This window comes from Mesorhizobium sp. DCY119, assembly GCF_003590645.1.
Classification (GTDB): domain Bacteria; phylum Pseudomonadota; class Alphaproteobacteria; order Rhizobiales; family Rhizobiaceae; genus Mesorhizobium_M.
This window is the reverse complement of the sequence record NZ_CP031834.1, coordinates 2,020,892-2,047,416: the sequence shown is the minus strand read 5'-3', so window position 1 is coordinate 2,047,416 and position 26,525 is coordinate 2,020,892. Positions and strand designations below refer to the sequence as shown.

At 62.3% G+C, this 26,525-nt stretch carries 28 protein-coding genes; 9 read left to right on the top strand and 19 right to left on the bottom strand.

All coding sequences use genetic code 11. From position 1 onward, the window contains the following. The first annotated feature begins 10 nt into the window (after positions 1-10). From tsaA to DZG07_RS09890, 3 genes are all read left to right on the top strand, one after another. Positions 11-520 carry a tRNA (N6-threonylcarbamoyladenosine(37)-N6)-methyltransferase TrmO gene (tsaA, locus tag DZG07_RS09900; protein ID WP_119821576.1) on the top strand — a complete coding sequence of 170 codons (510 nt, stop codon included), beginning with the start codon at positions 11-13 and terminating at the stop codon, positions 518-520. After that, positions 517-831: a DUF2293 domain-containing protein gene (locus DZG07_RS09895; protein WP_091914633.1), complete on the top strand. Its 315-nt coding sequence runs from the start codon at positions 517-519 to the stop codon at positions 829-831. The genes tsaA and DZG07_RS09895 overlap by 4 nt, the downstream gene beginning before the upstream one ends. Before the next feature lie 97 nt (positions 832-928). Next, a complete protein-coding gene (locus DZG07_RS09890) occupies positions 929-1,171 on the top strand; it encodes a hypothetical protein (RefSeq protein WP_091914631.1) in 243 nt (80 codons plus the stop codon). 15 nt (positions 1,172-1,186) lie between these two features. On the opposite strand, the gene DZG07_RS09885 is transcribed toward DZG07_RS09890, so the two are convergent. Beyond that, on the bottom strand, positions 1,187-1,804 hold the full coding sequence (locus tag DZG07_RS09885) for an MOSC domain-containing protein (protein ID WP_119816519.1): 618 nt from the start codon (positions 1,802-1,804) through the stop codon (positions 1,187-1,189). A gap of 78 nt (positions 1,805-1,882) precedes the next feature. Here DZG07_RS09885 and DZG07_RS09880 point away from each other — a divergent pair, with 78 nt between their 5' ends. Then, positions 1,883-2,557, top strand: coding sequence for an isoprenylcysteine carboxylmethyltransferase family protein (locus tag DZG07_RS09880; RefSeq protein WP_245429612.1), 675 nt, complete (start codon positions 1,883-1,885; stop codon positions 2,555-2,557). 20 nt (positions 2,558-2,577) lie between these two features. Here DZG07_RS09880 and DZG07_RS09875 read toward each other — a convergent pair whose 3' ends face one another. The 5 genes from DZG07_RS09875 to DZG07_RS09855 form a co-directional block, all read right to left on the bottom strand. Further along, a complete protein-coding gene (locus DZG07_RS09875; protein ID WP_119816515.1) occupies positions 2,578-3,699 on the bottom strand; it encodes a beta-ketoacyl-ACP synthase III in 1,122 nt (373 codons plus the stop codon). Positions 3,700-3,830: 131 nt separating this feature from the next. Further along, on the bottom strand, positions 3,831-4,595 hold the full coding sequence (gene tam / locus DZG07_RS09870) for a trans-aconitate 2-methyltransferase (protein WP_119816512.1): 765 nt from the start codon (positions 4,593-4,595) through the stop codon (positions 3,831-3,833). A gap of 72 nt (positions 4,596-4,667) precedes the next feature. Further along, positions 4,668-6,317: an energy-dependent translational throttle protein EttA gene (gene ettA / locus DZG07_RS09865; protein WP_119816509.1), complete on the bottom strand. Its 1,650-nt coding sequence runs from the start codon at positions 6,315-6,317 to the stop codon at positions 4,668-4,670. A gap of 111 nt (positions 6,318-6,428) precedes the next feature. Then, a complete protein-coding gene (locus DZG07_RS09860) occupies positions 6,429-7,190 on the bottom strand; it encodes an ABC transporter permease (RefSeq protein WP_119816507.1) in 762 nt (253 codons plus the stop codon). Beyond that, positions 7,187-8,116: an ABC transporter ATP-binding protein gene (locus DZG07_RS09855; protein WP_119816504.1), complete on the bottom strand. Its 930-nt coding sequence runs from the start codon at positions 8,114-8,116 to the stop codon at positions 7,187-7,189. The genes DZG07_RS09860 and DZG07_RS09855 overlap by 4 nt, the downstream gene beginning before the upstream one ends. Before the next feature lie 257 nt (positions 8,117-8,373). Between DZG07_RS09855 and DZG07_RS09850 the strand changes: the two genes are divergently transcribed. The 3 genes from DZG07_RS09850 to DZG07_RS09840 all read left to right on the top strand — a co-directional run bounded on the left by DZG07_RS09850 (position 8,374) and on the right by DZG07_RS09840 (position 12,218). Further along, positions 8,374-9,306: an alpha/beta hydrolase gene (locus DZG07_RS09850; RefSeq protein ID WP_119816501.1), complete on the top strand. Its 933-nt coding sequence runs from the start codon at positions 8,374-8,376 to the stop codon at positions 9,304-9,306. 90 nt (positions 9,307-9,396) lie between these two features. Next, positions 9,397-10,572: a CaiB/BaiF CoA-transferase family protein gene (locus DZG07_RS09845; RefSeq protein WP_119816498.1), complete on the top strand. Its 1,176-nt coding sequence runs from the start codon at positions 9,397-9,399 to the stop codon at positions 10,570-10,572. Beyond that, complete coding sequence (locus DZG07_RS09840; protein ID WP_119816495.1) at positions 10,569-12,218, top strand: thiamine pyrophosphate-binding protein; 1,650 nt, start codon at positions 10,569-10,571, stop codon at positions 12,216-12,218. Before DZG07_RS09845 ends, DZG07_RS09840 begins: the two co-directional genes overlap by 4 nt. 205 nt (positions 12,219-12,423) lie before the next feature. On the opposite strand, the gene DZG07_RS09835 is transcribed toward DZG07_RS09840, so the two are convergent. The 7 genes from DZG07_RS09835 to DZG07_RS09805 form a co-directional block, all read right to left on the bottom strand. Continuing rightward, a complete protein-coding gene (locus DZG07_RS09835) occupies positions 12,424-13,536 on the bottom strand; it encodes an endonuclease/exonuclease/phosphatase family protein (RefSeq protein ID WP_119816493.1) in 1,113 nt (370 codons plus the stop codon). 123 nt (positions 13,537-13,659) lie between these two features. Then, a complete protein-coding gene (locus tag DZG07_RS09830; RefSeq protein ID WP_091912899.1) occupies positions 13,660-14,631 on the bottom strand; it encodes an ABC transporter substrate-binding protein in 972 nt (323 codons plus the stop codon). A gap of 23 nt (positions 14,632-14,654) precedes the next feature. After that, positions 14,655-15,776: an ABC transporter permease gene (locus tag DZG07_RS09825; RefSeq protein ID WP_119816490.1), complete on the bottom strand. Its 1,122-nt coding sequence runs from the start codon at positions 15,774-15,776 to the stop codon at positions 14,655-14,657. Continuing rightward, positions 15,773-16,696, bottom strand: a complete 924-nt coding sequence (locus DZG07_RS09820; RefSeq protein WP_119816487.1) for an ABC transporter permease — start codon at positions 16,694-16,696, stop codon at positions 15,773-15,775. The genes DZG07_RS09825 and DZG07_RS09820 overlap by 4 nt, the downstream gene beginning before the upstream one ends. 165 nt (positions 16,697-16,861) lie before the next feature. Beyond that, positions 16,862-17,674: an ABC transporter ATP-binding protein gene (locus DZG07_RS09815; RefSeq protein WP_119816484.1), complete on the bottom strand. Its 813-nt coding sequence runs from the start codon at positions 17,672-17,674 to the stop codon at positions 16,862-16,864. A gap of 309 nt (positions 17,675-17,983) precedes the next feature. Then, positions 17,984-19,234, bottom strand: a complete 1,251-nt coding sequence (locus DZG07_RS09810; protein WP_119816481.1) for a Zn-dependent hydrolase — start codon at positions 19,232-19,234, stop codon at positions 17,984-17,986. 72 nt (positions 19,235-19,306) lie between these two features. Beyond that, the gene (locus DZG07_RS09805; protein ID WP_119816478.1) at positions 19,307-20,635 is read right to left on the bottom strand and encodes an aspartate aminotransferase family protein; all 1,329 of its coding nucleotides are present in this window, start codon (positions 20,633-20,635) and stop codon (positions 19,307-19,309) included. Between the two features lie 241 nt (positions 20,636-20,876). Here DZG07_RS09805 and DZG07_RS09800 point away from each other — a divergent pair, with 241 nt between their 5' ends. Both DZG07_RS09800 and DZG07_RS09795 read left to right on the top strand, forming a co-directional pair. Next, positions 20,877-21,512 carry a TetR family transcriptional regulator C-terminal domain-containing protein gene (locus DZG07_RS09800; RefSeq protein ID WP_162931739.1) on the top strand — a complete coding sequence of 212 codons (636 nt, stop codon included), beginning with the start codon at positions 20,877-20,879 and terminating at the stop codon, positions 21,510-21,512. Between the two features lie 92 nt (positions 21,513-21,604). Further along, the gene (locus tag DZG07_RS09795) at positions 21,605-21,913 is read left to right on the top strand and encodes an EthD family reductase (RefSeq protein ID WP_119816472.1); all 309 of its coding nucleotides are present in this window, start codon (positions 21,605-21,607) and stop codon (positions 21,911-21,913) included. A 10-nt stretch (positions 21,914-21,923) separates the two neighbouring features. Here DZG07_RS09795 and DZG07_RS09790 read toward each other — a convergent pair whose 3' ends face one another. The 6 genes from DZG07_RS09790 to DZG07_RS09765 form a co-directional block, all read right to left on the bottom strand. Beyond that, a complete protein-coding gene (locus DZG07_RS09790) occupies positions 21,924-22,301 on the bottom strand; it encodes a DoxX family protein (protein ID WP_119816469.1) in 378 nt (125 codons plus the stop codon). A 54-nt stretch (positions 22,302-22,355) separates the two neighbouring features. Beyond that, entirely contained in the window at positions 22,356-22,814 is a 459-nt protein-coding gene (locus DZG07_RS09785) for a carboxymuconolactone decarboxylase family protein (RefSeq protein WP_091912915.1), read from the bottom strand. A gap of 32 nt (positions 22,815-22,846) precedes the next feature. Beyond that, on the bottom strand, positions 22,847-23,344 hold the full coding sequence (locus DZG07_RS09780; RefSeq protein WP_119816466.1) for an Rrf2 family transcriptional regulator: 498 nt from the start codon (positions 23,342-23,344) through the stop codon (positions 22,847-22,849). A 93-nt stretch (positions 23,345-23,437) separates the two neighbouring features. Next, complete coding sequence (locus DZG07_RS09775) at positions 23,438-23,836, bottom strand: PaaI family thioesterase (RefSeq protein ID WP_091912918.1); 399 nt, start codon at positions 23,834-23,836, stop codon at positions 23,438-23,440. Positions 23,837-23,842: 6 nt separating this feature from the next. After that, positions 23,843-25,156 carry an NAD-dependent dihydropyrimidine dehydrogenase subunit PreA gene (gene preA, locus DZG07_RS09770; RefSeq protein WP_119821572.1) on the bottom strand — a complete coding sequence of 438 codons (1,314 nt, stop codon included), beginning with the start codon at positions 25,154-25,156 and terminating at the stop codon, positions 23,843-23,845. Between the two features lie 2 nt (positions 25,157-25,158). After that, the gene (locus tag DZG07_RS09765) at positions 25,159-26,523 is read right to left on the bottom strand and encodes an NAD(P)-dependent oxidoreductase (protein ID WP_119816463.1); all 1,365 of its coding nucleotides are present in this window, start codon (positions 26,521-26,523) and stop codon (positions 25,159-25,161) included. Positions 26,524-26,525 lie beyond the last annotated feature (2 nt).

Below are 26,525 nucleotides of genomic sequence, written 5' to 3'. Positions count from 1 at the left end.
CCGAATGAACATGTTCGAAAAGCGCGACGGCGAGCAACTCCTGGCCGACGATCCGGCGGCCATGCCGGCAGACGGCAGCATCGTGTTCATCGGCCGCATCCGCTCGCCCTGGACGACGCGCGAAACCTGTCCGAAGAACATGCGCACAGCCCGCGAGACCGGCGAAGGCGCAACGATCGAGATTGACGAGTCTTACAGGCGAGGCCTGGAAGGGCTCGCCAACGCAAGTCATGTCATCGTCCTGACCTGGCTGCATCACGCGCCGCGGAATCTGATTGTGCAGAATCCGCGCCATGCCACTGACGCCAAAGGCGTTTTCGCGCTGCGCTCCCCTGCCCGGCCAAACCCGGTCGGTCTGCACATCGCCAGGCTGCTTTCGCTCGATATCGAGACAGGCACGCTGACGCTTGACGCCATCGACGTGCTCGACGGCACGCCGGTAATCGACCTGAAACCCTATATTCCGACTGTCGATCTCATTGCCGATGCGGTCTTTGCCAGCAGCAAGGATGCGAAATGAAAGGCTCGACCGGCCGCCGCCGCGCCATCGCCAAGGCGCTTACCGCCCTGCTGCCGATGGCGCCTTACGCCGACACCGAGCAGATCAGGGCCGATGCCGGGGCCGTGCATATGAAAACACTGCCGCCGGCAATCGCCGTCTGGCTGGCAACCGTCGCTCATGTGCGCCACCAGCATACCGACTACGAAAAGCTGCTCGATGAAGGCTACGACCGGGATTCGGCGCGCTTCTTCGTGGTCGACCAGACCAACAAGGTGCTCACCGGCTGGCGCGCGACGCGGCTGCTCGACCCGGATGATGAGGACGCCTGACCCGCAAGCCGTCGGGCGACCGGACACGCGCTTGTCGGCCCAGGTGATTTCTGGTTTTCTTGCGGCTCATGGGGTTAGCAAAAGCGGAGGCACACGAATGGCGGCGGAGCCTTATCGCCACTACCACAAGGACGGTAGCCTGTGGGCTGTCGGACAGCTCAGCGACGGCCAGCCCGAAGGCTATTGGGAATGGTTTCGCAAGGACGGCACGAAACTCCGCTCCGGCCATTTCAGGGGCGGCGTTCAGATCGGCGAGTGGACGACCTACGATAAGGCCGGGACGGTCTACAAGGTCACCACGATCAAGCCCAAGCCCGCGTCGGCGCAAGCTGCCCGGTAGTCACCGGGCGCTTGGCTAAGCCCGGTAGATCCACTGCTCCGGCACGCGCACCGAGACATCTTCGCCCGCCTCGATCCGGCCCGGCTTCTCGACCCAGGCAACCAGCCCGCGGAACCGCTTAGCCACCTTCGGAAACAGCAGCGAGCCGGCGTTGTGGTCGGCCATGCCGGCGCGTTCGGCCACGCGGCGTCCGGCGATGCGGCATGGGCCGTTCTGGGCATCGATCTTCAGCGTCACACCGCCCTTGAAGAACAGCATCGTGCCTGAAGGCAGCATGGAAAGATGCGGCACACCCTCGAGCAGCAGATTGGCGCCGATCCATTCCGGCCTGAGTTCGGCGATGTCCATGCGCTCGGCGACCAATGCCAGTTCGTCGGGCGCCACGATCGACACCTGACGCTCGTTGCGCATTTCGGTGCCGCGCGGATACCACGGCTCGCGGCCGCCCGAGCGGCGCGTGTAGCCGCCATGGAAATCCCGCGGAATACCCTGGAACTCGAGCTGCAGGCTGTCCGTCGCCTGCGTCTCGAAATCGTCGCCCTGCGCAACGTAAATGCCTGCGACACGAGCCGACAGCTTCCTTGCGGGGAGGATTTCGGGCAGGTTTTCGGTGTTGGGCAGGAGATCCAACATGTACTCGTTCCTTGCTTGAAGTCAGTAGAATTTGCCGGACTTGCCGCACCGGGTCCAGTTCAAAGCGATGATCGGACCATGAAGACGGCTGATAAACGATCGCGGTTGCGTGAAGGAATCCGCCACAATCCTGCCCTGCTGCCGCACTTTCATGACATGTCCAACAGACACGGCTTGGGTATCGATATGCATCCGATGACTGCAATCGGGCTTCTATGGCTGGCGTGGCTAGCCTCATGGGTGGCGGCGTCCGCCTGGGCCGACAGGACCGAGAAACGGGTGGGTGTTCGGGCCGAAATTCGTTACAGGATGCCACTCGTCCTCGGCACAATCCTCGTCTTCATTCCCTCACGCGGCCACGCCGCAGTTCCACGCTTCTGGGCTCCGACCTCCGCGGAAAGCTGGGCCTGTGTCGCGCTGGTGGCTGCAGGCATTGCGTTTTGCTGGTGGGCACGGCTGCATCTGGGTCGGCTGTGGTCCGGTGAAGTGACGCGCAAGGCTGGTCATCATGTCGTGGAGTCGGGCCCTTATGCCCTGGTCAGGCACCCCATCTATACGGGCTTGTTGCTCTCGATTTACGCCACCATGGCCGCCCGAGGCACTTTTTGGGTGGTCGCCGGTACAATCGCCTTGACCCTCGGCATCTGGCTGAAGGCCCGGCTCGAGGAAAGGTTCCTGCGCGAGGAATTGGGCTCCGCCTATGACGACTACGCCCGACGCGTTCCGATGCTGGTGCCCTTCATGCCGCGCTGATCACAGGCGACAATCGTGCCTCACATCATCCTGAGCAGCGCGCCGCCGATGGAATAGCCGGCACCGAAGGCGCAAAGCAGGCCATATTCGCCTGCTTTCATATCGGCATGGTTTTCCTGAAGCGCGATGACGGCGCCGGCACCGGCTGTATTGCCGAGGCGTTCCAGCACCATCGGCGCGCGATCATGGCCGACCTCATGGCCGAAGGAGAGCTTCAGGATCATCGCATTCATGCGCGCATTGGCCTGATGCAGCCAGAAGCGGCGGATATCGTCCGGCGTCTGCCCATGCTCGGCCAGGAAATTGACGATGAAACGGTGGCCGGCAACGGTGACTTCCTTGAACACCTTGTTGCCGACCTGCTTGATCATGTTGCCCTCCATGTTGATCATGTAGGGGTCTTCCTGCGCGGTGCGGGTGAGATAGCCGAGATTGGTGCGGATGTTGCTCGAAAGCTGCGTCCAGGTGCGCGTGTCGAGCACCTCAAAGCGCCCCGGCCGCGTCTCGCCCTCGCCGATGGCCTCGACGATCATCGAGGCCGATGCGTCGCCGAAGATGAAATGCGTCTGGCGGTCGCGGAAATTGAGGTGACCGGTGATGATTTCCGGCGTCGTCACCAGAACGCGCTTCTGCGCGCCGGACCGCACCAGATTGACGGCGACATGCAGCCCCGCGGCAGCCGACGAGCAGCCGAGCCCCATGTCGAAGCCCGCCCCTTGCGTGCCCATGGCGTGCTGCATCTCGATGGCGATGGCGGGATAAGGCCGCTGGTGATGCGAGGCCGAGCAGATGATCATGTCGATATCGGACGGCCGCAAACCAGCATGCTCCAGCGCGCGCTCGGCTGAAGCGATGCCGAATTCGGCTTCCAGCGACAGCGCATCGTCCGGACGCGCCGGAATGCGCGGTGCCATGCGGGCCGGATCGAGAATGCCCTCACGCTCGATGACGTGGCGCTTCTTCACGCCCGAGGCATAGACGATGAAATCGGAATCGGACTTCTGCAGCGGATCGAGCCCCTGCGCAGCGCGGCGCGGATTTTCGGTATCGACCCAGGTGTTGAAGCTTGCGACCAGTTCTTCATTGGAGATCGAGGCTTCGGGGATTTTGATGCCGATGCCGCTGATGATGACGCGATGCATGCTATGCCTGTCCGGTGCGCTCGCTTCTCACGATCTGCTCGCGCACGCTTTGCAGAAACGCGGTCTCCCGGGGATAGTGTCGCAGGGCGGCAGTTTACGTCAGCTTAACCTGCGTGGCAAAGGCAGGCGCTTTACACCCGTTGCGCCACGATGAAAAGCCGTGGAAAGCGAAGAAGCACCTTGCCGTCGGCAGCTGGTGGGTAGGCAGCCGCGATGCGCGTCGTGTATTCCTTCAGGAATTGGTGCTTCTCGTCCTCGTCGAGGGGATCGATGAAAGGCCTCAGCCCGGTCGATTTCACCCATTCGACAATCGCCTCGGCATTCGCCAGCGGATGGTTGTAGATCGTGTGCCAGATGTCGAGCCGGGCGGACTGCGGCGTCAGAAGATCGTAATAGGACGCGACAGGCGGCAGCGGCGCGCGCGCCTTGGCGATCTTTGCGGCAAAGGGCATGGCGGCGGCCGTCTCACGCATCTGCACATGCGACTGCTCGCCGATATTGTCCGGCATCTGCACGGCAAGCACGCCGCCCGGCGCAAGCAGGCCGAGCAACCGGGCCAGAACGGCCCTGTGGTTGGGCAGCCACTGGAAGACGGCATTGGCGAAGATTACATCCACCGGCCCGTCCGGCGTCCAGCTGTCCGCATCGGCGAGCGTGAATTCCAGTGCCGGCAGCCGACGCTTCGCCTCCTCGATCATCGCCGGCGAAGAGTCGACACCGCTGACTTTCGCATTCGGCCAGCGCGCCGCCAGCAGTTCCGTCGAATTGCCCGGCCCGCAGCCGATATCCACGACACGGCGCGGGATTTCGATCGGCACCTGCGCCAGCAGATCGCGCGCCGGACGGGTGCGCTCATCCTCGAATTTGAGATATTGGGATGCGGACCAGTCTTTCATAGCGCGTACTCCTGAATGGAGGTCGAATGCAAAAGCGCCCCGCTGTAAGACGGGGCGCTGGGTAGAATTCCGTTATCGCGTCAGCCGCTTGTAGGTCATGCGGTGCGGGTTGACGGCGTCGGGGCCGAGGCGGCGGATCTTGTCCTTCTCGTAGTCCTCGAAGTTGCCTTCGAACCACTCGACATGGCTGTCGCCTTCGAACGCTAGCATATGCGTCGCCATGCGGTCGAGGAACATGCGATCGTGCGAGATGATGACGGCGCAGCCGGCGTAATTTTCCAGTGCGTCTTCCAGTGCCGCCAGCGTTTCGGTGTCCAGATCGTTGGTCGGTTCGTCGAGGAGGAGGACGTTGCCGCCGGTCTTCAGCATCTTGGCGAGGTGCACGCGGTTGCGCTGGCCGCCGGAGAGATTGCCGACCTTCTGCTGCTGGTCGCCGCCACGGAAGTTGAACGACGAGCAATAGGCGCGGGTGTTGGCCTCGAACTTGCCGAGCTTGACCACTTCGGCGCCGCCGGAGATTTCCTCCCATACGGTCTTGTTCGGGTCGAGCGCGTCGCGGCTCTGGTCGACATAACCGAGCTTCACTGTTTCGCCGACGCGGATCGAGCCGGAATCGGGCGTCTCCTGACCGGTGATCATCTTGAACAGCGTGGTCTTGCCGGCGCCGTTCGGGCCGATGACGCCGACGATGCCGCCGGGTGGCAGCTTGAAGGTCAGGTCCTCGATCAGCAGCTCTTCGCCAAAACCCTTGTTGAGGTCAGCAACCTCGATGACGACATTGCCGAGGCGCTCGCCATGCGGAATGACGATCTGCGTGTCGGAAGGACGGCGCTTGTCGGCCTGCTCCAGCAAGTCTTCGAACGCCTGGATACGAGCCTTGGACTTGGTCTGGCGCGCCTTGGGGCTGGAAGAAATCCACTCGCGCTCGCGGTTGATAGCGCGCTGGCGCGCATCGTCTTCGCGGCCTTCCTGCTTGAGACGCTTGGCCTTGGCTTCGAGATAGGCGGTGTAGTTGCCCTCATAAGGAATGCCGCGGCCACGGTCGAGCTCGAGGATCCAGCCGGTGACGTTGTCGAGGAAGTAGCGATCGTGGGTGATGAGCAGCACCGCACCCTTGTAGGCGCGTAGATGCTTTTCCAGCCAGGCCGTGGTCTCGGCGTCGAGATGGTTGGTCGGTTCGTCGAGCAGCAGAAGGTCCGGCTCACTGAGCAGCAGCTTGCACAGAGCGACGCGGCGGCGCTCACCGCCCGAAAGCTTGGTCACTTCCGAGTCCTTGGGCGGGCAGGCCAGCGCTTCCATCGCCATTTCGACCTGCTGTTCCAGGTCCCAGAGGTTCAGCCGGTCCATATCGTCCTGAAGACGCGCCGACTCGTCGGCAGTCTCGTCGGAATAGTTCATCATCAGCTCATTGTAGCGCTCGATGATGGCCGTCTTCTTGGCGACGCCTTCCATGATGTTTTCGAAGACCGTCTTGGTCGCATCGAGCTGCGGCTCCTGCGCCAGATAGCCGACGGTCGCACCCTCGGCGAGCCAGGCTTCGCCATTCCACTCCTTGTCGAGACCGGCCATGATCTTGAGCACGGTCGACTTGCCGGCGCCGTTCGGGCCGAGAATGCCGATCTTGGCGTCCGGGTAGAAGGAGAGATGGAGGTTTTCGAGGACTTTCTTGGTGCCGTAGGCCTTGTTGAGCCCGGCCATGTGATAGATGAACTGGCGTGCCACGCTTGGCTAATCCCTGATCTGTTTGCGGAGGTTGCGCGCTATGTAGGCGATGCCGGCCGAAACGGCAAATGCTTTTGGGGGAGCCGAAGCCATCTACAGCGCGCTTCCCCCTCAAACCTTGATCCGCCACCCCGTCTTGAATATCCACCACACGGCAACCAGACACGCCGCAAGAAACGCCAGCGTCATGCCGAGGCTGACGCCGATATTCACGTCGGCCACGCCGTAGAAGCTCCAGCGGAAGCCGCTGATCAGATAGAGCACCGGGTTGAACAACGTCACCTTCTGCCAGAAGGGCGGCAGCATATCGATGGAATAGAAGCTGCCGCCGAGGAAGGTCAGCGGCGTCACGATCAGCAGCGGCACCAGTTGCAGCTTTTCGAAACCGTCGGCCCAGATGCCGATAAGGAAGCCGAACAGGCTGAACGTCACCGCCGTCAGCACGAGGAACAGCATCATCCACAGCGGATGCTCGATGTGCAGTGGCACGAAAAGCGCTGCGGTCGCAAGGATGATCAGCCCGAGGATGATGGATTTTGTCGCGGCAGCACCGACATAGCTGACGACGATTTCCAGCGAGGAGACCGGCGCGGATAGAAGCTCATAGATCGTGCCCACGAACTTTGGAAAATAGATGCCGAAGGAGGCGTTGGAGATGCTCTGCGTCAAAAGCGACAGCATGATCAGCCCCGGCACGATGAACGAGCCATAGCTGACGCCGCCGATTTCCTTCATATGCGAGCCGATGGCCGAGCCGAAGACGACGAAATAGAGCGATGTCGAGATGACCGGCGAGACTATGCTCTGCAGCAGCGTGCGCCACGTGCGGGCCATTTCGAACAGATAGATCGAGCGGATGGCGTAAAAATTCATGACCGCTGCTCCCGCACCAGGCTGACAAAGATTTCTTCCAGCGAATTCTGCTTGGTCTGCAGGTCCCGGAAGCGGATGCCTGCTTCGTTGAGGTCGCGCAGCAGCGTGGTTATGCCGGTGCGTTCCTGCTGGGTGTCGTAGGTGTAGGTGAGCTCGTCGCCGTCCGGCGACAGTTCCAGCCCGTGCTTTTCAAGCGCTGTGGGAATGGTTTCCAGTCTGCCCTGCAACTGAAGCGTCAGCTGCTTCTTGCCGAGCTTGCGCATCAGCTCGGCCTTTTCTTCGACCAGAATGATCTCGCCATGACTGATGACACCGACGCGGTCGGCCATCTGCTCGGCCTCCTCGATGTAGTGGGTGGTGAGGATGATGGTGACGCCGGTATCGCGCAGCGAGCGCACGACTTCCCACATGTCACGCCGAAGCTCGACATCGACGCCGGCGGTCGGTTCGTCGAGGAACAGGATCTGCGGCTCGTGCGACAGCGCCTTGGCGATCATCACGCGGCGCTTCATGCCGCCGGAAAGGGTGATGATCTTGCTGTCCTTCTTGTCCCACAGCGAAAGCTCGCGCAGCACCTTCTCGATATGGGCCGGGTTCTTCGGCTTGCCGAACAGGCCGCGGCTGAAGCTCACCGTCGCCCACACCGTCTCGAAGGCGTCGGTCGTCAGTTCCTGCGGCACCAGCCCGATCCGCGAGCGCGCGGCGCGATAATCCTTGATGATATCGTGGCCGTCGGCCACCACCGACCCTTCGCTCGGATTGACGATGCCGCAGATGATGCTGATCAGCGTCGTCTTGCCCGCCCCGTTGGGGCCGAGCAGCGCAAAAATCTCGCCCTTGCGGATTTCGAGATTGATGTCCTTCAGCGCCTTGAAGCCTGTGGCGTAGGTCTTGGAGAGATGGGAAACGGAAATGATCGGCTGCATGACGGTGCCTGTTGATGGCCGCATTCGCGGGTGCTTTGGAGAATGTGGCGGAGAAGTCCGGGGGCCGACTTGGGAAGCGAATGGAATATATGGTTCGCATTTCGATGCACAAGGGCAAACCGAAGGCCTCCTGACATCATTGGCGAAGAAAAAACATCCAAAGTTCAGTCATGAAATCCAAGGTCGGTGGATGGCAGCGCACGCTCCCTTGACGCGCCCATCGCCGTGGCCAACAGTCCGCAATCGAGGGAGAAATCATGCCATTCGACAGCCAAAGGCTTCATGAGTCGCCAACCGGCGCAAAGCTCAACCTTTATATGAAGCGCGCCAAGGGTGCGCCGCGCGGCGTGATCCAGATCAACCATGGCCTGGCCGAGCATGCCGCCCGCTACGCGCGCTTCGCCGACTTCATGGCTGCGCGCGGCTTTCACACCTATGCGCATGACCATCGCGGCCACGGCTATACCAAGGCGCCGGATGCGCCGCAGGGCATCTTCGGCACGCCCGACGGCGGCGACAAAGTGATCGCGGACATCGCTTCGATCCATGAACTGATCCGCAAGGAGCAGCCATGGCTGCCGGTGATCATCTTCGGCCATTCGATGGGCGGCATGATCACGCTCAACTACGTCATGCGCCATCCCGAGGGGCTGCGCGGCGCGGCCATCTGGAACGCCAGCTTCTCGGCCGGGCTGCTTGGCCGGCTGGCACAGGCGATCCTTGCCTATGAGCGTTTTCGGCTTGGCTCCGACGTGCCGTCGCGGATATTGCCGAGGCTGACCTTTCAGGCCTGGGCGAAGAAAATCCCCAACCACCGCACCGGGTTCGACTGGCTGTCGCGCGACCCGCTGGAGGTCGACAAATATGTCGCCGACCCGCTCTGCGGCTGGGATGCCAGCGTGTCGCTATGGCAGGATCTGTTCGGCTTCGTCTTCCATGGCGCCGATGACGCCAATTTTGCGAACGTGCCGAAGGACTTGCCGTTCAACATCGTCGGCGGCGAAAAGGACCCGGCGACCGATGGCGGCAAGGCCATAACCGACCTTGCCGGCCGTATGGAGCGGCAGGGTTTTTCGAATCTTCTTTCAAAGGTTTACGGACAAACCCGCCACGAAAGCCTGAACGAGGTGAACCGCGATCTCGTCATGGAAGAGTTCGCCGCCTGGGCCGAGCAGGTGGTGAGAAAATAGCGCCGGCACAAGGCTGGCACAGCGCATCGGCGGTGACAGGCCGGCGCAAGATTGTTACAGCGTGCCAGCATCGCAACCGTCAGGTCCTTCATGGCTCAACCTCCCCTTCACGGCATCCGCGTCATCGAACTTGCCCGCATCCTTGCCGGCCCCTGGGCGGGCCAGTTGCTGGCCGATCTCGGCGCTGACGTCATCAAGGTCGAGAGCCCGGACGGCGGCGACGACACGCGCAAATGGGGCCCGCCCTTCGTCGAAGGCCATGACGGCGAGAACCTGTCGGCCGCTTACTACCACTCCTGCAATCGCGGCAAGCGCTCGATCGCGGTGGATTTCTCGACGCCGGAAGGGGCCGAGACGGTCAAAAAGCTCGTCGCCACGGCGGACGTGCTGATCGAGAATTTCAAGCTCGGCGGATTGAAGAAATACGGACTCGACTATGAGAGCCTGAAGGCGGTCAACCCGTGCCTCGTCTATTGCTCGATCACCGGCTTCGGCCAGGATGGCCCCTACGCGCCTCGCGCCGGTTACGACTTCATCGTCCAGGGCATGTCGGGGCTGATGTCGATCACCGGGCCGGCCGGCGGCGAACCGCAGAAGGTGGGCGTGGCCGTTACTGACATCTTCACCGGCCTCTACTCTGTCGTCGCCATCCAGGCCGCATTGCGCCATGCCGAGGCGACCGGCCAGGGCCAGCAAATCGACATGGCGCTGCTCGACGCGCAGATGTCCGTGCTTGCCAACCAGAACCTGAACTATCTCGTCTCGGGCGTTCCGCCGAAACAGATGGGCAATGCCCATCCCAACATCGCGCCTTATGAAGTGCTGCCGGTGAAGGACGGGCATTTCATTCTCGCCGTCGGCAATGACGGACAGTTCCGCAAATTCTGCGCCGTCGTCGGGCTGGACGCCATGGGTACCGACCCGCTCTATGCGACCAATGCCGCGCGCGTCGCCAACCGCGTCACCCTGCGCGAAGCCATGATTGCCGCCCTGGCAAAATTCGAGCGCGAGGCGCTGCTGGCCGAACTGGAAAGGGCTGGCGTGCCGGCAAGCCCGATCAACACCATCGGCGAGGCATTCGCCGACCCGCAAGCCATCGCACGCGGCATACGGCTCGATCTCGACGATGGACATGGCAACAAGCTGCCGTCGGTGCGCGCGCCGATGGTTATGAGCGCGACGCCGCTGGTCTATGAGCGGCCCTCGCCGCGCCTTGGCGAGCATACGGCGGAAATTCTGGCGGAACTGGAGAAGGCAGGCGGATGAAGACTGGCGGAAAACTGATCGTCGAAGCGCTCGAAGCCAACGGCGTCGACCGCATGTATTGCGTGCCCGGCGAATCCTATCTCGCAGTGCTCGACGCGCTCTACGATTCCTCCATCAAGAGCATCGTCTGCCGCCAGGAAGGCGGTGCCACAATGATGGCCGATTGCCACGGCAGGCTGACGGGCAAGCCGGGTATCTGCTTCGTCACGCGCGGTCCCGGCGCGACCAATGCCTCGGCCGGCATTCACATCGCCATGCAGGATTCCATCCCGCTCATCATGTTCATCGGCCAGGTTGCGAGCCACGCCCGCGAACGCGAAGCCTTTCAGGAAGTCGACTACCGCGCCTTCTTCGGCCCGATCGCCAAATGGGCCACCGAGATCAACGACGCCGCGCGCATCCCCGAAATCCTGACGCGCGCCTTCTCCATCGCCACATCCGGCCGCCCCGGCCCGGTGGTGATCGCACTGCCGGAAGACATGCTGACGAGCGAGGTGGAAGCGCCTGCCGCCCTGCCCTTCACGCCGGTCGAAACGCGGCCCGGAGAGGCGGAACTGGCCGAACTGGAGCGGCTGCTCGCCGGCGCCAAACGCCCCTTCGCAATCCTCGGCGGCTCGGGCTGGAACGAGGGGGCCGTCGCCGGCTTCCAGGAGATTTCCGAATCCTGGTCGCTGCCGGTCGGCGTTTCCTTCCGCCGCCAGATGCTGTTCGACCACCTGCATCCGAACTATGCCGGCGATGTCGGCATCGGCATCAACCCGAAGCTTGCTGCCCGCATCAAGGAAGCCGACCTGATCCTGCTGGTCGGCGGGCGCTTCGGCGAGATGCCCTCGTCCGACTACACGCTGATGAAAAGCCCCTACCCGGACCAGACCCTGGTGCATGTCCACCCCGACACGAGCGAACTTGGCCGCGTCTACCGCCCAACGCTCGCCATCAATGCCTCGCCGACCGCATTCACGCAGGCTTTCGCCAAGAAAAAAGGGCCGTCGTCGCCAGGATGGGCAGAGGCAACGGCTACGGCCCATGCAGACTATCTCTCATGGTCGACGCCGCCCGAAACCGGACCCGGCACGGTGCAGATGGGGCCGATCATGACCTATCTGGAAAAGGTTCTGCCGGAAGACGCCATCCTGACCAACGGCGCGGGCAACTACGCCACCTGGGTGCATCGTTTCCACCGCTTCCGCCGCTTCGCCACGCAGGGCGCACCGACGTCTGGCTCGATGGGCTACGGCACACCGGCTGCGGTCGCAGCCAAGGGGCTGTTTCCCGACCGCGAGGTGGTCTGCTTTGCCGGCGACGGCTGCTTCCTGATGAACGGGCAGGAATTCGCCACCGCCGTGCAATATGATCTGCCGATCATCGTCATCGTCGTCAACAACGGCATCTACGGCACGATCCGCATGCATCAGGAGCGCGAATATCCCGGCCGCGTCGAAGCGACGGACCTGAAGAACCCGGATTTCGCCGCACTCGCCCGCGCCTATGGCGGCCATGGCGAAACAGTTGAAAAGACCGCCGACTTTGCTGCGGCCTTCGAGCGCGCAAGGGCGAGCGGCAGGCCGGCTATCATCGAGATAAAGCTCGACCCGGAGGCGATCACGCCGGCGCGGACGCTGACGGATATTCGCGAGAAGCGGTAGGGTTTAGCTGCAGGAGCCCTCAGCAAGAGCCCCCTCTCCGTCGCGCTTCGCGCGCCACCTCTCCCCCGCTTCGCAGGGGCGAGGAACCTAGATTCTGCGAGGGCGCAACGCTTCAAGGGCTTGGGTTCCTCGCCCCGCTTGCGGGGAGAGGTGGCGCGCGCAGCGCGACGGAGAGGGGCTTTTCCGACCCAGCGTCCCGTCCAGATCAAACATCGATATCCACCCAAACCGCCGCATGATCCGACCCCGCATCATGCGGCTTGGTGAGCTCAGCATAGCAATCCCAACGCCGTGGCCGCGAGCCGGGCCACATGCCGGTCCGGAACACCCCACCGGCCTCAACCTTCTCGAACAGCTTCGGCGACAGCAGGATATAGTCGATCTTGTTGCCAGCGTTGCACAGGCCGAACGTGCCGGGAAAGCCGCCATTGTCGAAGCCCGGATGCGTGAAAACATCCTTTAGGTTGGTGCCGTCGATCAGCGGCTTCAGCGGGGCGCTGCCCGGCGTATCGTTGAGGTCGCCCAGCACGACGATCAGCTCGTTGCCTGCCGCCACCAGCCCCTCATAGATCGCCTTGACGCGCTCTGCCTGCGAACGCCGCTTGGCATTGGATGACGCGGGCGAGCCGAAACCCTTGCTCTTGAAATGGTTGACCATGACGATGAGCGTCTTGCCGGACGGCAGCGTCACGTGGAATTCGGGGCAGTCGCGTGAAAAGATGCGCTCGCCATTGGGGGCGAGATCGTCGACATGGCTGCGCATCAGACCGATGACATGGTCCGGCTTGGTCACCAGCCCGACATCGATGCCGCGCTCGTCATTGCCGTCGATGACCATGACCTGCCGGAACGGCGTGCCGCCTATTGCCGGCAGGATCGTGTCGTTGAAAGCTGCCAGCACCGGGCGGCTCTCGGCCTCCACCACCGCCAGGATATCGGCCTCGATGTCGATCATGACACGGGCGGTGTTGCGCATGGAATGTTCGTTCACCGGCTCGTCGCGCAGTTCCAGCGAGCCGACCCAGTCGGCGCGGCCATCAGCCAGGATTTCGATACCCCCGGCAGTCGGCCGCTTCAGCAATCCGCCACGGTTGCGGCGCAGGATGACGAAGGGGCCGGTGTCTGACTTTTCGAGGCCAAGCTTGATCATCAGCTCGACCATCTTTGTCTTCATCGCCGGCGTGTAATTGATTTCGCCGAGAAGCGCGTTGAGCGCGGCGAAGGCCTCCAGAACCGGACGGCCCTCCTCCCAGCTGTCGAGGTTCATCGCCTTGGCGCGATCGAACAGGTTTTCGACATTGTAGCTTGCGATCCGCATGGCTTGGTCCCTCAGGCAAGAATGCAGGAGCGCCAATCGTCTCACGGTCGGTTTACGGTGTCATGACACCAAAAAGGGGCGGTTGCCCGCCCCTTTACTGTCTTGCGAAAAGGCAAAACGATTTTACTTGATCGCCTTGTCGGTGATCACCGTCGTGAAGGCGCCTTCCGGCTCCTTGGTGATGATCTTCTGTGCCAGCAGGGCTGCTGCCGTGCGCTCGTAAGCGGCCGGGATCAGCTTGCCGTCGGCATTGTCGATCAGCTTGGCGACTTCACCCATCATGCGCTTCTGGTGGTTCTCGTCCTGGCCGCCGTTTTCCACGACGATGCCGGCAGCTTCGTCAGGATTCTCCGTGGCGTACTTCCAGCCCTTCATCGAGGCGCGCACGAACTTGACCATTTTTTCCTCGAAGGCCGGGTCCTTGAGCTTGTCGCCAAGCGCATAGAGGCCGTCTTCCAGAAGGTCGTTACCCATCTCGGTGTAGTTGAAGACGGTCAGGTCTTCCGGCTTGAAGCCGGCATCGATCAGCTGCCAGTATTCGTTGTAGGTCATGACCGAGATGCAGTCGGCCTGCTTCTGGATCAGCGGCTGCACGTCGAAGCTCTGCTTGAGAACGGTCACGCCGTCCTTGCCGCCTTCGGTCGGCAGGCCGAGCTTGTTCATCCAGGCATAGAACGGATATTCATTGCCGAAGAACCAGACGCCGAGCGTGTGGCCCTTGAAGTCGGCTTCGGTCTTGATCGGGCCGTCCTTCGGGCAGACCAGTTCCATGCCGGCCTTCTTGAACGGCTGGGCGATGTTGACCAGCGGCACACCCTTTTCGCGGGCAGCCAGCGCGCCGCCCATCCAGTCGACGATCACGTCGGCGCCGCCGCCGGCGATCACCTGTTCAGGCGCGATATCGGGGCCGCCCGGCTTGATGTCGACGTCGAGGCCTTCCTCTTCATAAAAGCCCTTGTCCTTGGCGACGTAGTAGCCGGCAAACTGCGACTGCGTCACCCATTTGAGCTGCAGCGTCACCTTGTCGGCGGCCCAAGCCTGGACAGCCGCCAGCGACATCGCGCCGGCCAGCATGGAAACCATCAGTTTTTTCATTTTTTTCACCCTCTGAAGTGCGCCTACCCACCACGGACAGACGGATGCCAAAACGTAACGGCCCTTTCGACAAGGGCTATCGCGCCATAGAAGACCGAACCCGCAAGTGCTGCAACTGCGATTTCGGCCCAGACCATATCGATATTCATGCGGCCGACCTCCGTCGAAATGCGGAAGCCCATACCGACGACGGGGGTGCCGAAGAACTCCGCTACGATGGCGCCGATGAGGGCCAGCGTGGAATTGATCTTCAGCGCGTTGAAGATGAAAGGAGCAGCAGCCGGCAGCCTGAGCTTGAACAGCGTCTGCCAGTAGCTGGAGGCGTAGGTGCGCATCAGGTCGCGTTCCATGTGCCCGGAGGCGGCAAGGCCCGCCACCGTGTTCACCAGCATCGGGAAGAAGGTCATGACGACCACGACGGCAGCCTTGGAAGGCCAGTCGAAACCGAACCACATCACCAGGATCGGCGCGACGCCGATGATCGGCAGCGCCGACACCATGTTGCCGATGGGCAGCAGCCCGCGCCGCAGGAAAGGCACGCGGTCGGCAAGGATGGCGGTGGCGAAACCCGCGCCGCAGCCGAGGACGTAACCGGCAACCACCGACTTGAAGATCGTCTGGTTCACATCCGCCCACAGGATCGGCAGGGAATTCGCAAGCCGCACGCCGATGGCGCTGGGCGGCGGCAAAAGCACGAAGGGAATGCCGGCGCCGCGCGTGATCGCTTCCCACAGGATCAGGATCCACGCACCGAAGATGACCGGGATAAGCAGGCGCAGCAGTGTATTCGCCAGGCGGTCGACCGGGCGCAGCACCGACAGCACTGTCACGCAGCGCCAGGCCAGCAGCCATCCCGCCGTAATCAGCAGGAAGAACGAGGTTCGCGCCGTCCCCTCATTGCCCGTGATTCCGGCAATGAGCAGCCAGGCCGCGCCATGCGCGCCGACGAACAGGATGGCGGCGGAAATCAAGTTCGGCAGGGGAAGAGCGGAAGCCAATGCCGCACCAGCGACAAAGACGAAGATAAGCGCGGTCGTGCCGCCGCTATAGGGAGCAGCCGCGCCGGCGAGCGGCAGCATGATGGCTGCGGCGACGCAGAAAAGCAGCGCCAGTCCCGCCTGCCATGAAAGCTTCAGCCCGCTCATGCCGGCCTCCCGCCCATGGAGCGCTCGACTATGTTGCCGACGATGCCGACAACTGTGACCAGCAGGATCGCCACGACCGAACCGGCGACGAGGGCCGCCCATATATCTATGGTCTGGCTGTAATAGGAGCCGGAGAGCAGCTTTGCGCCGATGCCGGCAATGGCACCTGTCGGCAGTTCGGCAACGATCGCGCCGACGAGGCTTGCCGCCACCGCCACCTTCATCGAAGCGAACAGGAACGGCACGGAGGCCGGCACGCGCAGCTTCCAGAAGGTCTGCGAGGCGCTGGCATTATAGGTATGCATCAGGTCGAGATGCATGAGTTCGGGCGAGCGCAGGCCCTTCACCATGCCGACCGCGACAGGGAAGAACGACAGATAGGTCGAGATCAGCGCCTTGGGGATGACCCCGGTGATGCCGATCGCGGCGAAAACGACCACCACCATCGGCGCGATCGCCAGGATGGGAATGGTCTGCGAGGCGATAATCCATGGCATCAGGCTGCGGTCGAGCGAGGTAAAATGCACGATGCCGACGGCAATCAGGATGCCGAGCGCGGTGCCGAAAGCAAAGCCGAGCAGCGTCGACGAAAGCGTCACCCAGGCATGGTAGACAAGGCTGCGGTTGCTGGTGACTTTGCGCAGGAACGTGTTTTCGAAGAAATTCGCCGCCACTTGATGCGGCGCCGGCAGCGTCGGCTTGGGCTGCGACCACGTCTTGCCGACGAATTCGACAAAGCCCGGCGTTTCGCCTGCCCGCCGGTCGAGATCGCGCTGGAACGGCCCATTGAGGATGACGGCGAAGACGTACCAGACGATGACCAGGCCCAAGAGGATGGAGACGACTGGAAACACGCTGCCGGCGGCGATTCGGGAGAAGAAGCTTTTGGCGGGAGGTTGAGTTGCGACGATGCTGGCCATCAGCTGCGCCCTCGTGAAAGTTCGCGCTGCCCCTCATCCGACCCTTCGGGCCACCTTCTCCCCGTAAACGGGGAGAAGGAAGAAGCGGCAAAGTTGCGGCCAGCCTTCTTCTCCCCGTTTACGGGGAGAAGGTCCCGGCAGGGGGATGAGGGGCGGCGCGACATCTCAATCATAACTATGCCCCGCCCGCAGCCCATCGCGCACCCGAGCAGCAATCGCCAGAAATTCCGGCGACTCGCGAATATCCAGCGGTCGCTCATGCGGCAGCGTCGATTCGATGACGTCGGTGACGCGGCCGGGGCGCGGCGACATGACGACGATGCGTGTCGACAGATAGACCGCTTCCGGAATCGAATGCGTGACGAAGCAGATCGTCTTGTTGGTGCGCTTCCAGAGTTCGAGAAGCTGCTCGTTGAGGTGGTCGCGCACGATCTCGTCGAGCGCGCCGAAGGGCTCGTCCATCAGCAGAAGGTCGGCATCGAAGGCCAGTGCGCGGGCAATCGAGGCGCGCTGCTGCATGCCGCCGGACAGCTGCCAGGGAAACTTCTTTTCGAAGCCCGACAGGTTGACCAGTTCCATGGTGCGCTTGATGCGGGCTTTCTGGTCGGCGCCGGAAATGCCCATGATTTCCAGCGGCAGCGCAATGTTGCGCTCGATGGTGCGCCATGGATAAAGCGCGGCGGCCTGGAAGACATAGCCATAGGCGCGTGCCTGCCGCGCCTGCTCCGGGCTCATGCCGTTGATCGAGATGGTGCCGGAGGTCGGCTTTTCGAGATCGGCGATAACGCGCAGGAACGTCGTCTTGCCGCAACCGGAAGGGCCGATGAAGGAAACGAACTCGCCCTTGTTGATGGTCAGGTCGACATCGGACAGCGCCTGCACGGGGCCGTCTCCGGTCTGGAAGGTGAGACCGAGTTTCCTGGCTTCGACGACGGTTTGTTGTGCTGGCTGCAAGCTGGCTCTTTCCAAAAATTCCATCGCTCTATTAGAGCAGTTTTCCAACGATGGGGACACTGGCTGATGAAAGGAAGATTCGCGAAAACAACAGGATAAGCGCAGACCTTGATTCAGTTTGAATCAGGCTGCCTGCTGTCATCAAAACACGGCAATTGCCGTCCGCCAACGTCCGGTAACGTTGCGGCTCCCACGCCAAAAATCCCGCGCTGCACGAAGATGCAGACGGTCATGGCGCGCCATTCTCGATTTTTCCGATCATGCTCCCAGTTCCCCTTTTTGAACCGCGCGCTTCTTTGCGAGCGCGTCGGTCCGGTCAAAAAATGCAGGCAGTTACTCCACGATCACCGCCGTCTCGACAACTGCGTGGAACAGCACGTCGCAGCCGGCGGCCGCCCATTCCGGAAAGATTTCCTCGGCCTCATTGTGGCTGAGCCCATCGACGCAGGGGCAGAAGACCATGGCCGTCGGCGCGACGCGGTTGATCCAGCAGGCGTCATGGCCGGCGCCTGAAACGATGTCGCGGTGCGAGTAGCCAAGGCGAACAGCCGCATCGCGGATCGCTTTGACGCAGCCATCGTCGAAAGTCACCGGGTCGAAATGGCCGACCTGTTCGATCTCGAAGGAGATATCTAGCGCCTCGCAGATGGTCGAAATGCCCTCGCGGATGCGCTCGTCCATCTCGTCCAGCACTTCCTTGTTGGGCGAGCGGATGTCGATGGTGAAGACGGTGCGGCCGGCGATGATGTTGCGCGAGTTCGGATAGACTTCCATATGGCCAACCGCGCCGACAGCGTCGGGCTGGTAGTCCATGGCGATCTCGTGGACCAGTTCGGTCACGCGCGCCATGCCGAGCCCGGCATTGCGCCGCTTGGGCATCGGCGTCGAGCCGGTATGCGCTTCCTTGCCGGTCAGCGTCACCTGAAGCCATTTCAGGCCCTGGCCGTGGGTGACGACGCCGATATCGATCAGCTCGTCCTCGAGGATCGGCCCCTGCTCGATGTGAAGCTCGAAGAACGCCTTCATCTTGCGCGCACCGACCTTCTCCTCGCCCTTCCAACCGATGCGCTCCAGCTCGTCACCGAAAAGCTTGCCCTCGGCGTCCTTGCGGCCATAGGCCCAGTCCTGCTCGAGCACGCCGGCGAAGACGCCGGAAGCGAGCATGGCAGGCGCAAAGCGGGTGCCTTCCTCGTTCGTCCAGTTGGTAACGACGATCGGGTGCTTGGTCTTGATGCCGAGATCGTTGAGCGAGCGGATGACTTCGAGCCCGCCGAGCACGCCCAGCACGCCGTCAAACTTGCCGCCGGTCGGCTGGGTATCGAGATGGGAGCCGACATAGACCGGCAGCGCATCCGGGTCGGTGCCTTCGCGGCGGGCAAACATCGTGCCCATCTGGTCGACGCCCATTTCGAGCCCGGCCTCGTCGCACCACTTCTTGAAGAGGTTACGCCCCTCGCCATCGAAGTCGGTCAGCGTCTGGCGATTGTTGCCGCCAGCGATGCCGGGGCCGATCTTCGCCATCTCCATCAGCGAATCCCACAAACGATCTGAATTGATTCGCAAATTTTCGCCGGGGGCGGCCATGCTCGTCCTACTCTAAAAAACTCTTGCAATATGAAACGCCGGGAAGCCTTTCGGCATCCCGGCGTTACTGTGTTAGTCGATCAGATTCAACACTTCACGGACATGATCGATCAGCTCGTCGATTTGGCCCTTGGTGATGATCAGCGGCGGCGACAGCGCGATGATGTCGCCAGTGGTGCGGATCAGCGCGCCGCGTTCGAAGGCTTTCACGAAGGCGGAGAAGGCGCGCTTGGTCGGCTCGCCGGCAATCGGCTGAAGCTCGATCGCGCCGATCAGGCCGATGTTGCGGATGTCGATGACGTTCGGCTCGCCCTTGAGCGAGTGCAGCGCTTCTTCCCAGTAGGGAGCAAGCTCGGCGCCGCGTGTCAGAAGCCCCTCTTCCTTGTAGGTGTCGAGCGTGCCGAGGGCGGCTGCCGAAGCGATCGGATTTCCCGAATAGGTGTAGCCGTGGAAGAACTCAATCATGTGTTCCGGGCCGGTCATGAAGGCATCGTGGATTTCCTTCGTGACGAACACCGCGCCCATCGGAATGACGCCATTGGAGACGCCCTTTGCGGTGGTGATGATATCCGGCGTGACGCCGAAATAATCCGCAGCGAACGGCGTGCCGAGACGGCCGAAACCGGTAATGACTTCGTCAAAGATCAACAGGATGCCGTGCTTGGTGCAGATGTCGCGCAGCTTCTGCAGATAGCCCTTCGGCGGGATGAGAACGCCGGTGGAACCGGCTACCGGCTCGACGATGACGGCGGCGATGGTCGAAGCGTCATGCAGCGCCACGATCCGCTCAAGTTCGCTGGCGATATCGGCGCCATGCTCCGGCTCGCCGCGGCTGAAGGCGTTCTTTTCCGGCAGATGCGTGTGCGGCATGTGGTCGACGCCGGTCAGCAGCGTGCCGAACATCTTGCGGTTGGAGACGATACCGCCGACGGAGATGCCGCCGAAATTGACGCCATGATAGCCGCGCTCGCGACCGATGAGGCGCGTGCGCGAGCCCTGGCCCTTAACACGCTGATAGGCGAGCGCGATCTTCAGCGCCGTATCGACCGATTCCGAGCCGGAATTGGTGAAGAACACATGGTCCATGCCCTTGGGCGCGATGTCGACCAGGCGGTTCGCCAGCTCGAACACAATCGGGTGGCCCATCTGGAAGGCCGGCGCATAGTCGAGCACGGCGGCCTGGTTCTGGATCGCTTCGGTGATTTTCGGACGGCAGTGGCCGGCATTCACGCACCAGAGGCCGGCGGTGCCGTCAAGGATCTTGCGGCCGTCGCTTGCGGTGTAATGCATGTCCTTGGCCGCGACGAGCATACGCGGCGCGTGCTTGAATTGCCGGTTCGAGGTGAACGGCATCCAGAATGCGCTGAGATCGTTCGGCGCGATATTTTTTCTGTTCGACATGACCAAGCTTTTCCTTTGCGGTCCCCTGTTTCGATACGGCCAACGCTTGGTCTTTGCTTCGCTTCTGTGCTACGCAAATTTTGACCGATTGGACAAACGTTAGCACCGCCAGATGGGCGGTCAAGGGAATAGTAGCCCAGATGCGCGGGCAAAATCGCGTTCCACACAACGAGAGAAACTGGTCCAGCGTATTGGGCCACAGCCGGTACTCTCCCGGCTTCGCGAAGAGGCCGTAATGACCATGGAAGGCTCCACCGCTCCGCGCCGCACCCGCATCCAGCAGGAGAAACGCGAGCTCATTCTGGAAGCAGCGCTCGAGGTGTTTTCCGCCAACGGTTTTCGCGGCTCGACCATCGACCAGATCGCCGAAGCCGCCGGCATGTCGAAGCCGAACCTGCTCTATTACTTCCGCCGCAAGGAAGACATCCACGAAACGCTGATGGAGCGCCTTCTGGAAACCTGGCTGGCGCCGCTACGCGAACTGGACGACATCGGCGATCCGATGACGGAGCTTAGAAGCTACATTCGCCGCAAGCTGGAAATGGCGCGCGACTTTCCACGCGAAAGCCGGCTGTTCGCCAATGAGATCATCCAGGGTGCGCCGCGCATCATGCCGCTGCTGGAAGGCGAGCTGAAAACGCTGGTGGACGAGAAGGCCACCGTGATCCGCGGCTGGATGCGCGCCGGCAAGATCGCCAAGACCGACCCCTATCACCTGATCTTCTCGATCTGGGCGACGACGCAGCATTATGCCGATTTCGACGTGCAGGTGCGCGCCGTGCTCGGCCCCGACCGCGGCGGCGAAGGCCGCTTCGAGGATGCCGCGCGCTTCCTCGAAAACCTGTTCATCCAGGGCCTGCTGCCGAAGCGCGACTGATCCGCCGACGCGCGAATGGGGGACTTTGGTCCGGGTTCTCAAGGTACCGGCGATAGTCCATCGTGCCCTCGCTTTCAGCGGAGGAGACGTCGATGGCAAAGCTCATTGCAATGTACAAGACACCGAAGGACGCGGCCGCTTTCGACCGCTACTATTTCGCCACCCATGTGCCGCTCGCCAAGAAGATACCCGGCTTGCGCAAATATGACGTCAGCACCGGCACGGTCGAGACGCCCGGCGGCGCAGCCGGCTATCATCTCATAGCGACGCTTCAGTTCGATTCGCTTGCAGCCATAAAGACGGCGCTTGGTTCGCCTGAGGGACAGGCGGCGGCCGGCGATATTCCCAATTTCGCCGATGGCGGTGCGGATCTGTTCTTCTTCGACACGAAGGACGTGTAGCCGGACGACTCTACGCCGAAGCCGCCATAGCAAGGATGAAACCGCCGGTCAGCGCGATATTGGCAACGACGCCATTGATGCGGGCGGCGCGCTCGGCGCCCTGATGGTCCCAGAAATTGTGGAACATGAGGGTGGCGACGATCAGGAAGCCGATCAGCGCTGCCGCTGCAAGTGCCGTCCAAAGACCAGCGATCAGCAACGCGCCGGCAACGATCTGCACAACAATGCCGGCCCATAGCAGCAGGCCGGCCTGCGGCACGCCCCGCGCCGTCATGATGCTCGTCAGCAAAGGCCTGTTTGCAATGTTGCGGATGCCGGCGAAAATGAATGCACCGCCGAGCAGGAGGCGGCCGGCAAAGGCGAGTGCGGGAAGCGCGTCTTCGAACATGATTATCTCCCTTGCGAGGACGGCCGGATGGCCGCCCTTCTGACGAGTTGAAGGTCAGGCTGCCTTGGCTCTCTCGACCGGATGAATGGCGTGGAAGGGTACGCACAGACGGTTCCAGACGTTGATCATGCCGACCGCGACGGAGAGCTTGACCAGTTCTTGCTCGCTGAAATGCTCCAGCGTCTCCGCATAGAGGCTGTCCGTCACCGGCTTGTCGGCGAGCCGCGTCAGCGTTTCGGTCCATTCGAGTGCGGCGCGCTCGCGGTCGGAATAGAGCGGCGATTCCCGCCAGGCCGAGACGAGATAGACGCGTTGCTCGCTCTCTCCATCGGCACGCGCTTCGCGCGTATGCATGTCGACACAGAATGAGCAGCCGTTGATCTGCGATGCCCGCAGCTTGATCAGATGCAGCAGGCTCTTTTCGAGGCCGCACTGATCAACCTTCGCGTTCAGGGTTTGCACCGCTTTCAGCAGTTCCGGATCGGCTTTGAAGAACTCGAGACGTGGTTTCATGGTCTTTTCCTTTCCTTGGGTGATTGATGGGCTCAGGCCTGTGGCCGCTGGTTGCGGGCGAGATATCCGCACGCGAATGTGATGGCGCGCGGATCGGCATCTTCCTGGTAACCGGCGATGATGTCCGACAGCTTGGTTTCTGCCAGAACAGCGCGGTAAGCCCGCTCGGCCCGCAACATGGCGGCATTGATACCACAGGGTTTTGTGTATGCCGCCGGCTCCAGCTTACCCGGGCCACGCTGGCGGATTTCGGCGCAGCGGAATGCAGGCTCCCTGCCCTCCACCGCCAGCACGATATCGAGAAGGCTGATGCGGTCGGGCGTGCGCGCAAGGCGATAGCCGCCATGCGGCCCGGACACGGATTCGAAAACCTTCGCCGCCACCAGTTCCTTCAGATGCTTGAGCAGATAGCTCGGCGACACGCCATGATACTCGGCCAGCGCACTCGCCGGCAGCGTACGCCCCTCTTCGAGGCCTGCCAGCATATTCGCGCAATGGATTGCCGCCTCTACGCCGTCACCGAGTTTCATCGCTCATCTCCTATTATGGATAACTTATATCATGGATATTTTTTATCGACAATATGAAAAACGAAAACCGCAGCACGAACATGCAGCGATTTGCTATCCGATCTTCCAGATTGTCCCTTGCGCGGCGGCGCAGAGCTTTTCTTCGCCATTGTCGATGGAGAAGATATCGCAGGCACAGACTGCCTGGTTGGCGCCACTGCCGATCACCCTGGCACGCGCGATCAACCGAGCGCCCTTGGCGGGGCGCAGGTAGTTTATCTTGAACTCCAGCGTCAGCACCTTGATGCCGAGAACGGAGCCGCCGGCGAAGGTGAGCGCGTTGTCGGCCAGGTAGCTGAGGATGCCGCCATGAGCGAAACCGTTCTGCTGCAGGTGCTCCCGCTTCAGGTCCAGCGCAAGCTCAGCAACGCCTTGCTCGAAAACCAGAAGCTCGGTTCCCAGCAAGGCGCTGAAGGGTTGTGCGGCAAGTACTTTCTGTCCGGTTTCCAGCACGCGGCGCTACTCGGCCGCCACCTTCGCCATCGGGTTGTTCGGATGCTGCGTCCAGTTCGCATAGACCGGCGAGACCGGCTGGCCAGTGCGCTGGTCCATCACGCCGGCAGCCAGCGGCTCCATGGTGATGCAGTTCTCGACCGGGCAGACATTGACGCAGAGATTGCAGCCGACGCATTCCGCCTCGATCACCTCGAAGTGGCGTACGCCATCGACCATGTTGGTGATCGCCTGATGCGAGGTGTCCTCGCAGGCGATGTGGCAACGGCCGCACTTGATGCAGGCGTCCTGGTCGATATGCGCCTTGGCGACATAGTTGAGGTTCAGATACTGCCAGTCGGTGACATTGGGCGTCGCACGCCCGATGACGTCGTCGAGCGAGGCATGGCCCTTTTCGTCCATCCAGTTCTTCAGCCCCTCGATCATCTCCTGGACGATCTTGAAGCCATAGGTCATCGCCGCGGTGCAGACCTGCACATTGCCGGCGCCCAGCGCCATGAACTCGGCCGCATCGCGCCAGGTGGTAATGCCGCCAATGCCGGAGATCGGCAGGCCGCGCGTCTCCGGATCGCGCGCGATCTCGGCCACCATGTTGAGCGCGATCGGCTTTACCGCCGGGCCGCAATAGCCGCCATGGCTGCCCTTGCCGTCGATGGAAGGCTCGGGCGAGAACGTATCGAGATTGACCGCCGTGATGGAGTTGATCGTGTTGATCAGCGACACGGCATCCGTGCCGCCTGAATGCGCAGCGCGCGCCGGCTTGCGGATGTCGGTGATGTTGGGCGTCAGCTTGGTGATGACGGGCATGCGCGTGTACTGCTTGCACCAGCGCACGACCATTTCGATATATTCCGGCACCTGGCCGACGGCGGCACCCATGCCGCGCTCCGACATGCCATGCGGGCAGCCGAAATTGAGCTCGATGCCGTCAGCGCCGGTTTCCTCGACCGCCGGCAGGATCGCCTTCCAGGCATTCTCCTCGCAAGGCACCATGATCGAGGCGATCAGCGCCCGGTCGGGCCAGTCGCGCTTGACCTGCTTCATCTCCTGCAGATTGATCTGAAGCTGGCGATCGGTAATCAGTTCGATGTTGTTGAGGCCGAGCAACCGACGATCAGCACCCCAGATCGCGCCATAGCGCGGGCCGTTGACATTGACGACCGGCGGGCCTTCCTCGCCCAGCGTTTTCCAGACCACACCGCCCCAGCCGGCCTGAAAGGCGCGAATGACGTTGTAGGCCTTGTCGGTCGGCGGCGCAGACGCCAGCCAGAACGGGTTCGGCGACTTGATGCCGACGAAATTGTTGCGGATGTCTGCCATGCTCATGCCCTCCCGTTAGAGGTGAGTGCCCGGTGGATGCTCTCTGCTGCGTCACGCCCCTGCGCGACCGCCGAAACCGTCAAATCGTCGCCACCCAGAATGCAGTCGCCGCCAGCCCAGACCTTGGGAAGCGAGGTACGGCCTTCGGCATCGACGACGATCCTGCCGCCTTCCATGGTGATCGAAGCGCCGCTGCCATTGAGTGCCGCCGGCTCGAAAGCCTGGCCGATTGCCTTGAACACCTGGTCGGCAACCAGCCGGACCGTCTCGCCGGTGCCCGAAAGCTTATCACCTTTCAGCGCCGTGTATTCGAGTTCGATGGCCGAGACCTTGCCGTTCTCGGCGATGACCTGTTTCGGCTGCAGCCAGTGACGGATGATGACGCCGTTTGCGGTGGCAAGATCCTGCTCGAACTCCGAAGCGTTCATGTGCTCCTGCCCGCGCCGGTAGCAGATCGTCACTTCTTCGGCGCCGAGCAGCTTGGACTGCACGGCCGCATCGATTGCCGTCATGCCGCCGCCGATGACGACGACGCGCCGCCCGACCGGCAGCATGCCGAGATCGCTGGACTGGCGAAGGCCTGCGATGAACTCGACGGCGTTCTCAACGCCCGCCGCATCCTCGCCTTCAGCGCGCAATGCGTTGATGCCGCCAAGGCCGAGGCCAAGGAACACCGCATCATAGCTCTTGGTGAGTTCGGACAGCGAATAATCGCGGCCCAGCGCCTTGCCGTTCTCAATGGCGATGCCGCCGATGGCGGTGACATAATCGACTTCGGCCTGTGCAAAGTCGTCGGTGCTCTTGTAGGCGGCGATGCCATATTCGTTGAGACCGCCAGCCTTGGGCTTGGCTTCAAGAACCGTCACCTCATGACCATGGCGCGCAAGGCGGTGCGCGGCGGCAAGCCCGGAAGGGCCAGCCCCAACGACGGCGATCTTCTTGTTGGTCGGCAGCGCACGCTCATAGAACTGCTTGTTCTGCTCCATCGCGATGTCGGTGGCATAGCGCTGGAGCCGGCCGATCTGCACCGGCTTGCCTTCCGCCACCTCACGAACGCAGACCTCTTCGCACAGCGTTTCGGTCGGGCAGACGCGGGCGCACATGCCGCCGAGGATGTTCTGGTCGAAGATCGTCTTGGCCGAGCCGACCGGATTGCCGGTCGAAATCTGGCGGATGAACATCGGGATATCGATCGACGTCGGGCACGCCTGCATGCAGGGCGCATCGTAGCAGAAATAGCAGCGATCGGATTCGACCAGCGCCTCGTGATGATCGAGCGGCGGATGCAGATCCGAAAAATTCTCGGCATACTGCGCCGGCGCGAGACGCCCTCCGGCTATGCCTTCCTTGAATTGACCTTCGGCCATTC